The sequence below is a fragment of the Flavonifractor sp. An9 genome (assembly GCF_002161245.1).
GTDB classification, from domain to species: Bacteria; Bacillota; Clostridia; order Oscillospirales; family Oscillospiraceae; genus Flavonifractor; species Flavonifractor avicola.
In genome coordinates, this window is record NZ_NFHC01000014.1 from 40520 (window position 1) to 51792 (window position 11273).

The 11273-nt window shown below is 56.0% G+C and carries 9 protein-coding genes; 5 read left to right on the forward strand and 4 right to left on the reverse strand.

The window, feature by feature from the left end; translation table 11 throughout:
- The first annotated feature begins 125 nt into the window (after nt 1–125).
- Together dinB and B5G40_RS10140 are read left to right on the forward strand one after the other, a co-directional pair.
- Complete coding sequence (gene dinB, locus B5G40_RS10135; protein ID WP_087188977.1) at nt 126–1364, forward strand: DNA polymerase IV; 1239 nt, start codon at nt 126–128, stop codon at nt 1362–1364.
- A gap of 200 nt (nt 1365–1564) precedes the next feature.
- A complete protein-coding gene (locus B5G40_RS10140) occupies nt 1565–2938 on the forward strand; it encodes a radical SAM protein (protein WP_087188976.1) in 1374 nt (457 codons plus the stop codon).
- A 42-nt stretch (nt 2939–2980) separates the two neighbouring features.
- On the opposite strand, the gene B5G40_RS10145 is transcribed toward B5G40_RS10140, so the two are convergent.
- Nucleotides 2981–3667 (reverse strand): YczE/YyaS/YitT family protein, encoded by a 687-nt coding sequence (locus B5G40_RS10145; RefSeq protein WP_087326610.1) that lies wholly within the window; start codon nt 3665–3667, stop codon nt 2981–2983.
- Nucleotides 3668–3692: 25 nt separating this feature from the next.
- Nucleotides 3693–4361: a helix-turn-helix transcriptional regulator gene (locus B5G40_RS10150; RefSeq protein ID WP_242959384.1), complete on the reverse strand. Its 669-nt coding sequence runs from the start codon at nt 4359–4361 to the stop codon at nt 3693–3695.
- Nucleotides 4362–4656: 295 nt separating this feature from the next.
- Between B5G40_RS10150 and B5G40_RS10155 the strand changes: the two genes are divergently transcribed.
- From B5G40_RS10155 to B5G40_RS10165, 3 genes are all read left to right on the forward strand, one after another.
- Nucleotides 4657–5034, forward strand: a complete 378-nt coding sequence (locus B5G40_RS10155; protein ID WP_087326604.1) for a RidA family protein — start codon at nt 4657–4659, stop codon at nt 5032–5034.
- A gap of 139 nt (nt 5035–5173) precedes the next feature.
- Nucleotides 5174–6835 (forward strand): tryptophanase, encoded by a 1662-nt coding sequence (locus tag B5G40_RS10160; protein WP_158099516.1) that lies wholly within the window; start codon nt 5174–5176, stop codon nt 6833–6835.
- A 170-nt stretch (nt 6836–7005) separates the two neighbouring features.
- The gene (locus B5G40_RS10165; protein ID WP_087326601.1) at nt 7006–8439 is read left to right on the forward strand and encodes a sodium-dependent transporter; all 1434 of its coding nucleotides are present in this window, start codon (nt 7006–7008) and stop codon (nt 8437–8439) included.
- A gap of 63 nt (nt 8440–8502) precedes the next feature.
- Here the strand turns inward: B5G40_RS10165 and B5G40_RS10170 are convergent, their stop codons facing one another.
- Both B5G40_RS10170 and B5G40_RS10175 read right to left on the reverse strand, forming a co-directional pair.
- Nucleotides 8503–8991 (reverse strand): DUF6530 family protein, encoded by a 489-nt coding sequence (locus tag B5G40_RS10170; protein WP_087399529.1) that lies wholly within the window; start codon nt 8989–8991, stop codon nt 8503–8505.
- Nucleotides 8992–9140: 149 nt separating this feature from the next.
- Nucleotides 9141–11132 carry a fructose-1,6-bisphosphatase gene (locus B5G40_RS10175; protein WP_087399530.1) on the reverse strand — a complete coding sequence of 664 codons (1992 nt, stop codon included), beginning with the start codon at nt 11130–11132 and terminating at the stop codon, nt 9141–9143.
- Nucleotides 11133–11273 lie beyond the last annotated feature (141 nt).

Consider the following 11273-nt stretch of genomic DNA (forward strand, 5'->3'; position numbering starts at 1 on the left):
ATGCAGCCATGAACAGCGGTGTTCCCCTGGAATACAGCGAATAGAACGAATGTTTGACTTTGCGGCAAAAAAAGCATATAATAAAAAAATCAGCCGTATCTTTTTGGGAGAGGGGAGGGAAGTGCTTGGACCGGGTCATTTTTCACTGTGATTTGAATAGCTTTTACGCATCGGTGGAGCTGCTGGATCATCCGGAGTTAAAGGACAGGCCGGCGGCGGTATGTGGTGACCCGGAGAGTCGCCATGGAATCATTCTGGCCAAAAATGAGCTGGCCAAAAAGTATAAAGTACAGACGGCAGAGACCATCTGGCAGGCCAGACGGAAGTGTCCGGACCTGGTATTGCTGCCGGCCCACCACTGGAAGTATCGGGAGTATTCCAAAAAGGTGAATGCCATCTATGAACGGTATACCGATCTGGTGGAGCCCTTCTCCATTGACGAGAGCTGGTTGGATGTGACCGGGACCCTTCATCTCTTTGGAGGGGATGGAAAGGCTTTGGCCGACCAGATTCGCCAAACAGTGCGGCAGGAATTGGGGCTGACGGTATCGGTGGGAGTCTCCTTTAATAAGGTATTTGCGAAAATGGGCAGCGACTACCGAAAACCGGACGCCACAACGGTGATCACCCGGGAAAACTTTCAACAGCTGCTTTGGCCATTGCCGGTGACCGATCTGCTCTTTGTGGGCCGGGCGGCGGCCAGGGTGCTCAATGGCTACGGGATACGCACCATTGGTGATCTGGCCCGGTTTGACCGGGAGAGCCTGGGGCAGATTCTGGGCAAGGGAGGATATACCCTCCACGACTATGCCACGGGCAGGGAACACGCCCCGGTGGTACCTGCCCGGGATATGCCAGGGCCCAAGTCGGTGGGAAACGGACTGACCTTCCCTAAAAATCTGGTGGGCTGGGAGCAGCTGCGTACGGCGCTGTCTGAGTTGGCGGACGAGGTTGCGGTCCGGCTACGCAAGCACGGCCTCAAATGTACCACCGTACAGATCACCGTGCGTGATCCGTCCTTTAAAGATATCTGCCGCCAGAAGCGGCTTAGTGCCCCCACTTATATCTCCCGGGACCTGGCGCAGTGCGGGATGGAGCTGCTGCACAGCTGTTGGAGTGAGCGGCAGCCAGTCCGGGCCCTTACCATTACGGCCCAGAACCTGGTGGAGGAGCGGGACGCAGGGGAGCAGGTGGATCTGTTCGCCGCCGACGCCATACCCTGCCGCGATAAGCTGGAGAAGCTGGAGAAGGCCATGGATTCCATCCGGGACAAATATGGGAGGGGAGCCATCTCCATTGCTTCTGCCGTCCATCCAGCGGGAGAGCCGGACAGGGAGGACCAGCGGTTGCCGCCGGGGGACTGATATAGTCTTACAAACTATATTATAGGATGGATAAAATTATATAAAACTAAGGCGAAAATCTGAAACGCTTTTAAGCAAACTGCTGTTTTTGTATAGAGTTTGGACATGAAACGGGTTTTGTCTATTTTCAATTTTCGTCAGAAAAGGTATCATGACACACAATGATAGGTATTGTTATGCCGTGAAAGGGGAAAATAAAGATGAAAATTCCTGACAGTCTGAAGCGCTATGGCCTGGCCAAGGTGTTTGATTATCTGGATAAAGACCCTATGAACAATATGAGCAAGGTTATGGACCTGGTCAATAAGTTCTCCGGGGACACCCTGTCCACTCAGCGTGAGGCGTTCGACAAGGCCATCAACGACAAGGATTCCTGCTGGCACCAGCTGATCGAGAAGGTCTGGACCCAGACCGACCCCGATGTGCTCAAGACCGTGTTCAACAACTTCTTCGTCAACGCCAACCTGGTGGGCTGGCCCAAGCAGGAGAAGATGCGTGAGAAGTACGGCTGCAATATTCCCTGGGCCATTCTTCTGGACCCCACCTCTGCCTGCAACCTGCACTGCACCGGCTGCTGGGCGGCGGAGTACGGCAATAAGCTGAATCTGTCCTTTGACGATATCGACTCCATCATCACCCAGGGCAAGGAACTGGGCATCTATATGTACATCTACACCGGCGGCGAGCCCCTGGTGCGCAAGAAGGACATCATTGCCCTGTGTGAGAAGCACAACGACGTGGCTTTCCTGTCCTTCACCAACGCCACCCTCATTGACGAGGAGTTCTGCCAGGATCTGCTGCGGGTGAAGAACTTCATTCCCGCCATCAGCCTGGAGGGCTTTGAGGAGGCCAATGACAGCCGCCGCGGCCAGGGTGTATACGAGAAGGTCACCAACGCCATGGCCCTGCTGAAGAGCCATCACCTGCCCTTCGGTATCTCCACCTGCTACACCAGCGTCAACTACAAGGACATCACCAGCGAGGAGTTCTACGACAAGATCATCGACCTGGGCGCCTACTTTGTGTGGTTCTTCCATTATATGCCTGTGGGCAACGATGCCGCTCCTGAGCTGATGCCCACCCCCGAGCAGCGTGAGGAGATCTATCACCGCATCCGCGCCATGCGTCAGACCAAGGGCATCTTCGCCATGGACTTCCAGAATGACGGTGAGTATGTGGGCGGTTGTATTGCCGGCGGCCGCCGTTACCTGCACATCAATGCCAACGGCGACGTGGATCCCTGCGTGTTTATCCACTACTCCGACTCCAACATCCACGAAAAGACCCTGCTGGAGTGCCTGCAGTCCCCGCTGTTCATGGCCTACCATGACAACCAGCCCTTCAATGACAATATGCTCCGTCCCTGCCCCATGCTGGAGAACCCCGAGCGCATCGAGGAGATCGTCAACAAGACCGGCGCTCACTCCACCGATCCTCAGTCTCCCGAGACCGTGGAGCACCTGACCTCCAAGACCCACCCCTACGCCGACAACTGGAAGCCCACCGCCGACAAGCTGTGGGCCCAGTCCCACCCCCAGTGCGGCGGCTGCACTGCCTGCAGCGGCAACAAGTAATTACATAAAAAAATTCCTCCGTCTCAGGACGGAGGAATTTTTTTATCCGTGGGAAGGGCTGTGCATTCTGCTGGCCAGATTGCGGAAGCTTTCCATCAGATTTTCCTGATGAACCTCTGCCGCGCGGAAGCGGAAGAGGGCAAAATTCAGATTGAACAGGGTACCCAACACGATAGCGGAGATAACTGTGCCGATTCCCACCTGGCCGCCCAGCAGCCAGCCGAGAATAATGACGCCGATTTCCACCACTGCCCGGCATAGGCCGACAGACCGTTTGGTCTTGCGGGCCAGAGCCACCATCAGGGAATCCCGGGGACCGGCGCCCAGAGCCGCCTTCATGTACAGCCAGGTCCCGATGGCCAGCAGTTCCAGGCCGCCCAACAGCATCAGAATGCCGGAGAACAGGTTTTCCATCAGAGGAATCCATCCCTGGGCCAACATATAATCGATAAAAATGGCACATAGGGTGATATTTAAAATTGTACCCAGGCCGAAACCCTCGCCAAATAGAATGGCAACACCGATGGCGGCTGCGCCCACGATGATGGAGGCGGTGCCGTAAGTGATGCCGAAGGTTTGGGCCATACCCTGCTGCAGGACGCTCCATGGCTCCAGGCCAATGTTGGCCTGCAACATCATAACGATACCCACCGCGCTGATCACCATGCCCAGAACTACCCAGAGCAGCCGGCGGGGATAGTGATAACCCATCTTGATCTTACCTCCCATAGAACTGAGGAAAAGGGGAGAGACCTCAGGTCTCTTCCTTGCGGATCGCACTCAGGTAACGATATACGCTGGCCTGGGAACATTCCAGAGCGTCGGCCACATCCTTTACGGCGCCCTTAAGCAGGAAAACGCCCTCGCTGTCCAGTGCGCCGATGATCTGAATGCGTTCTTCGGAATTGAGACGGTCCGCCGTGATGTTTCTGCGGTCCAGTTCCCGAAGTACCGCCTCGGTAGCCACACCGTGGATGGAGTTGTGGAAGCGCTCTGCCGGAGCAAAACGGTCTGCCACAGTCTCATCCACCTGAAAATTGGTATCAACAAAATGATCGGGGTGGCAGAGCCGCAGTAAGGCATCGCTCACTGCCTGGAATCGGCTGTCATCAAAATTGATGCACAGCATTCCGATCAGCTTGCCGTCGTGTTTGATGAACATGGTGGAGGAGCGCAGGGTCTTTCCGGTGCTGGATACTCCTAAATAGTGAAGGATATAGTCCTGATTCTCATAACTTTTGTCCCGCAGAATGCGCAGGGCAACATTGGTCAGAGGGGCGCCCACCTCGCGACCACTGACGTGGTTGTTGGCAATGGCCACAATGGAGCGATCTTTGTCGGTCAGATCATGAAGAGCTACCTCATAATCGGGCCCCAGGGCATAGCCCAAAAATTCAGTCAGCTTGATATAGTGCTGCAACAATGGACTGGCCAATCGGCTCACCTCTATCCTTGATTTTGGCTCAAATTACCTGCTTGTCCCAAAGACGCATCTATACTTAGTATAGCTGATAATAAGAATATTGTCAAAACAAGATTAGAGCAATTTTCTCAAGAGAAAAAATTTTTTGTGCCGCGGCAAAAAATTATATTGATAATTCCTACAAAATCTGAGAGCTGAATTGTAAAATCATACGAAATGAACAAAAACGTGTTGACAAAAAATTATCTGCGTGATAAATTATTGTTGCCAAGTGAAAAGGAGGCGGAAAACAAACATGAAGAAAATCGTCAATACCGACAAGGCGCCTGCGGCCATCGGCCCTTACGCTCAGGCGGTTGAGATCGACGGCCTGGTCATCACTTCCGGCCAGCTGCCCATCGATCCCGCTACCGGTGCGTTCCCCGAGGGCATCGCGGAGCAGACCCGTCAGTCCCTGACCAACGTGAAGTCCATCCTGGCCGAGGCTGGCCTGGGCATGGATAAGGTCGTCAAGACCACCGTGTTCCTCAGCGACATGAACAACTTCGGTGCTATGAACGAGGTGTATGCCACCTTCTTCGGTGAGGGCGGCTATCCTGCCCGCTCTGCTGTGGAAGTTGCCCGGCTGCCCAAGGACGCCCTTGTGGAGATCGAGGTTATCGCAGTTAAGTAAAGTTCCAAGTACCTATAACCACATTCGGAAAGGTTACTGTCCGCCAGTTGCAGGAGCCGGAATCGCCGGCTTCCGACGACCGGGGTATCCTCTAGTAAAATGATGGCGCAAAGCGCCAAATTAAATGGAGGTAAACAAAATGGACAAGAATGTGAAGCACTATCCTCTGGCTCAGAATGTTGAGATGCCCCAGCACTGCGCCTTTGCGGTGCGCGATCTGCCCCAGGCCACTGTTGAGCAGCGTGAGCGTGCTCTGAACGCCACCCACTGGAACGAGTTTTCCTTCCCCTCCGGACTGCTGACCGTTGATATGCTGTCCGACTCCGGCACCACCGCCATGACCAACCAGCAGTGGGCCACCCTGTTCCTGGGCGACGAGGCCTATGGCCGCAACACCGGCTACTATGTGCTTCTTGACACTTTCCGCGATATCTTCGAGCGCGGCGGCGAGAAGAACTGGAAGAAGAGCATCGACCTGGTCCGCACCGACTGCCGCGACCTGGAGAAGCTGATGGACGAGCTGTTCCTCTGCGAGTACGAGGGCGGCCTGTTCAACGGCGGCGCCAAGCAGATGGAGCGCCCCAACGCCTTCATTATCCAGCAGGGCCGTGCCGCTGAGTCCGTGCTGATGGAGATCGTGAAGAAGATCCTCACTGCCCGTCATCCCGGCAAGGTCTTCACCATCCCCTCCAACGGTCACTTCGACACCACCGAGGGCAACATCAAGCAGATGGGTTCCATTCCTCGTAACCTGTACAACAAGGAGCTGCTGTACGAAGTTCCCGAAGGCGGCAAGTACGAGAAGAACCCCTTCAAGGGCAACATGGACATCGAGAAGCTGGAGCAGCTGATCAATGCCGTGGGCGTGGACAACGTGCCCCTGATCTTCACCTGCATCACCAACAACCCCATCTGCGGCCAGCCTGTCTCCATGGCTAACATCCGTGAGATCAACCGCGTGGCTCACAAGTATGACATTCCTCTGGTCTTCGACGTGGCCCGCTGGGCTGAGAATGCTTACTACATCAAGATGAACGAGGAAGGCTACGCCGACAAGTCCATCGCTGAGATCGCCACCGAGATGTTCTCCTACTGCGACGCCTTCACCATGTCCGCCAAGAAGGACGGCCATGCCAACATGGGCGGTATGCTGGCCTTCCGCGACAAGGGCCTGTTCTGGAAGAAGTTCTCCGACTTCAACGAGGACGGCACCGTCAAGACCGACGTGGGCGTGCTCATCAAGGTTAAGCAGATCTCCTGCTACGGCAACGACTCCTACGGCGGTATGTCCGGCCGTGACATCATGGCTCTGGCTGCCGGCCTCTATGAGTCCTGCGATTTCAACTATCAGCATGACCGTGCCATGCAGTGTGAGTACCTGGCTCAGGGCTTCTACAAGAACGGCGTGAAGGGCGTTGTTCTGCCCGCCGGCGGCCACGCTGTGTACATCAACATGGACGAGTTCTTCGACGGCAAGCGCGATCACACCACCTTCGCCGGCACCGGCTTCTCTCTGGAGCTGATCCGCCGCTATGGTATCCGTGTGTCCGAGCTGGGCGACTTCTCCATGGAGTACGACCTGAAGACTCCCGAGCAGCAGGCTGAGCTGGCCAACGTGGTCCGCTTCGCGATCGACCGCAGCCGCCTGACCAAGGAGCACCTGGACTACGTCATCGCCGCTGTGGCTCAGCTGTACAAGGACCGTGAGTCCATCCCCAACATGCGTATCCTCTGGGGTCACAAGCTGCCCATGCGTCACTTCCACGCCTTCCTGGAGCCCTATCCCAACGAGGAGAAGTAAGAGGCGGCGCTGCAGCTAAAACACAATGTGACGTAACTGCATCACGCGGAAGTATGCAGGCACAAGGATCAGCGGCGCCCGCGAACTCAATACTTCGTTCGTCGGGCGCCGCTGCCCGTATACAGCAAAGGTTTGTCAGACAATTTTAGAGGGAATAAGGAGGGTCTATTATGTCAGGCTCCGCTCCTAACAATGTGGAAAACCGGGATGGTTTCAAAAGCAAATGGGGATTTATCCTCGCCTGTATCGGCTCTGCCGTAGGCATGGCCAACATCTGGCGCTTCCCCTACATGGTCGCCAAATATAAGCAATATGGTGGCATGGCATTCCTGCTTCCGTACTTCCTGTTCGTTATTGTCATCGGTATGTCCGGCGTGATGGAGGAGTTCGCCCTGGGCCGCTGGGGCGGTGCGGGCCCCGTGGGCTCCTTCGGCAAGGCCGTTGAGGACCGGGGCGGCAAGCGCCGCATCGGCGAAGTCATCGGCGCCATCCCCGTCATCGGCTCCATGGGTCTGGCCATCGGCTACACCGTGGTCATGGGCTGGATCTTCAAGTACACCAAGATGGCCATCTGCGGCGACCTGTTCGCCCTGGGCCAGGATGCCGCCGCCATCGGCGGCGCCTTCGGTCAGGCCGCTCCCGAGTCCGCTACTCTGGGTGAGGGCGTCGGCATGATGCTCCAGAACGGCATCTTCGGCATCGGCAACGGCGTTTGGATCATCGTGGCCATCGTGGTCTCCGTCATCATCATGGCGCTGGGCGTGTCCGGCGGCATTGAGAAGGCCTGTAAGATCATGATCCCCCTGCTGTTCGGCCTGTTCCTGGTTATGGCGGTGTACATCGCCACCCTGCCCGGCGCCGGCGACGGCTACAAGTTCATCTTCTCCCTGGATCCCAAGGGTCTGCAGAACTGGGAGATTTGGCTCTTCGCCTTCGGCCAGGCGTTCTTCTCGTTGTCGGTGGCCGGCAACGGCTCGGTCATCTACGGCTCCTACCTGGGCAAGGATGTGGCCATCGGCTCCTCCGCCCGCAACGTGGCCGTGTTTGATACCCTGGCTGCTCTGGTGGCCATGTTCGTCATCATCCCCGCTATGGCCACCACCGGCAGCGACGTGTCCAGCGGCGGCCCTGGCCTCATGTTTATCGCTCTGCCCGGTGTGTTCAACGGCATGGGCGGCATCGGCTGGGTCATCGGCGCCTTCTTCTTCATCGCCGTGCTCTTCGCCGGCACCACCTCCATCATCAACCTGTACGAGACCCCCGTGGCCTTCCTGCAGGAGAAGCTGAAACTCAACCGCGTGGTGTCCACCATCGTGATCCACGTCATCGGTCTGGTTGTGGCTCTGCTCATCCAGCCCTGGACCTCCCAGTGGATGGATTTGGTTTCTGTTTATATCTGCCCTCTGGGCGCAATGCTGGCTGGCATTATGTTCTTCTGGGTCATGAAGAAGAAGACCGCTCTGGACGCCGTGAACCAGGGCGCCAAGAAGCCTATCGGCGGCTGGTTCCATTCCTTCGGAAAATATGTCTATGTGCCTCTGTGCGCTGTGGCACTGATCGGTGGAGCGATTGTCTTTATCGTGCTTGGTCAGACCCTTGGCTAATCGTACATTGCATCGTAATATGGGTAAAAATGGTCCGCTGCATTTGCAGCGGACCATTTTTTATTATCCATGATAGCCCAGGTCAGCCAGCAGGCGGGCCAAAACCTGCATTCGTTCTCCCAGCAGATCACCATCCCGAGCCAACGCATCCCGAAAGAGTGCAATATCCTCGCAGATATGGTCGTTGCCGGTACATACCTCTACCGTCATGGCGTCTCCCTGGAGACCCACCCGGTCGATCTGAGGGGTGTTCGGATCATACAGAGCAGGGAAGCGGTAGCTCTCCTCCCGAATGTAGTGGACTGCCCGGCAGGTGAGGATAGCCAGGTCCAGCACCCGGTGGAGGGGGAGCTCCTCCGACTGGCGGGACCACTTTTCACCAGTGTGCCGCCACACCTTGGCCGAGATGTCCACCCGGCCCCGGTCATTCCACTGGGCCAGGCCAAGGCTCAGACCCTGGGCGTCGGTTTGATAAGCGCTGCGGCCGTCGATATTGCCGTAGTCCTCTGCCACAAAGACAGGTTTGTGTTTCAAATTCGTGGGGATTTGCATGGTTACCTCCTAACAATAAATTAGTTATTTACTAAATTACTAAATGAGTAAATGCAGTTTAACACAAAAGGGGAGCGCAGTCAAGATGACATACCAGTTAAATAAGCAAAAAATGCCGGCCGCATTTGCGGCCGGCATTTTTTAATAAGTCAGTCCTTGTGGTCTTCTACGATCTCGCCATTGCGGAAAGCCTGTACCAGAGCCATCAGATCGTCGATCTGCTCCTGGAGCTGGCGGCCCACGTCAGTCCCGGCGATTTTCAGCCGGGATTCCAGCCGCTCAAATACCACCGAAGTAGAGGCGATATCCTGGTTTTCCCGAATGGCGTTGGCCCGTCCAACAAAGGGCTCGTGGGAGACCAGCCGGAAGCAAGCGGAGTTGTAAATCAGCGTGTAGCCCGCAATGCCGGTGGTTTTCTGATAGGCTTTGCAGAAGCCGCCGTCGATAACCAGCAGCTTGCCGCCTGCCTTCATGGGGCTCTCGCCCTTTTTGGACTTTACCGGGATGTGCCCGTTGATGATGTGGCAGTGAGGTCCCTCCAGACCAAACTGCTTCAGCAGGAACTCACACACAGCGGGGTCGTTGTACAGCTGATAGTAGGCGTTTTTGGGTTCGGTCCAGGTGGACTCATCCAGGATGAACCGCCGCTCAAAGGTGGTCATACGGTCACGGCCAAAGATGGGGCTGTTGCGGCCTGCCCACAGGAACCACAGAAAGTCCATGCCGAACTCCCGTTCTTCCGTGCCCGGCTTGCTGTAATAGGCCCGGCGGGCGTTGGTATCGGCATAATCCAGAAAGTCTTTGCCGGACAGGGTCACACCGCCGATGGTAAAGGACTGGAGCTGACCATCCTCCGTCATGGGAATGCAGCCGTGGAAGAGCAGGTTGCCGTTGTAGACCTTGTACAGACTGCCCTTGGAGTAGAGAAAGCGGATGTGTCGCTGGAGCTTCTCGCTGTGGAGGAAGGAGCTGGTCAGCTGATTGATGAGGGTACTCTCTTCCTCGGTAAGGGTATAGGGATCGTTGGGGTCTACAGTGGGGAAGTCGGTATCCTCCAAGGGATAAGTGGTGCCATTGATGGTGATGCACTTATTCTCATAGTCAATCTTGTCCAGCAGCAGCCGGTCCGCCATACCAAAGCAGGGGTTGCGCAGCAGCTTCTGCCCCTCCAGCTTGAAGAGAATGATGGTAATGGCCTTGTGCATTCGGGCGGCCAGCAGCTTATCCTTTTCCGTGTAGTGGGCGGCGTCTTCGTTGGTCAGCTTCACCTCAAAACAGTGGATGTCGCAGTCCTTGTATACCTCGTTGGCAAAGACCGACAGAGGCCGCAGAGAGATGCCGTAGCCTGTCTCGATGACCTCCAGATTGTTGTAGCGCAGGGAGTTGGCCAGTACAGTAGCCACCAGGGTGCGGGAGCCGGAGGCGGCCCCCATCCACAGCACGTCGTGGTTGCCCCACTGGATGTCTACACTGTGGTAGTCCATCAGAGAGTCCAGAATGATGTCCGCCCGGGGACCACGGTCAAAGATATCGCCCACCAGATGAAGATGGTCCACCGCCAGTCGCTTGATGAGCTCGCACAGCTGCACCAGGAAGTTGGAGGCCCGGTCGATGTCGATAATGGTGGAGATGATGTTCTCGTAATAGTCCCGCTTGTCCATGTCCTCGTAGTGGGTATGGATCATTTCGTCGATGATGTAGGCGTACTCAGGAGGCATAGCCTTACGGACCTTGGAACGGGTGTATTTGGAGCTGACCAGACGGCACATCTCGATCAGGCGGTGGAAGGTGATGCGGTACCACTCCCGCATATCGGCGGTCTCCCGCTCGATCTCCTCCAGCTTTTCCTGGGGATAGTAGATAAGGGTGGCCAGCTGGTCCAGATCGGCCTTGGATACGGTGGTGGCAAACAGGCTGTCCAGCTTCTCGCGTACCACGCCGGAAGCCGAGTTCAGGATGTGAAGGAAGGCCTCATACTCGCCGTGTACGTCGGAGATAAAGTGCTCAGTGCCTTTGGGCAGGTTCTGAATGGCGTGGAGGTTGATGATCTCGGTGCTGGCAGCCTGGACATTTGGGTATTGCCGGGCCAGCATTTTCAGATAGTGCAGGTTTTCCGGACGGTATGCTTTCTTACCTTCCATGGGAGGGCCTCCTTTTGGATGTCGTTGCCAATATTATCCCACTTTATGTGGCTGGTTGCAAGTAGAATCCAACCGTTGTTGGACTTGACAGTGTAAAATCTCGGGGTATAATTGATATGTCAATCGTTGATATGTCAATTA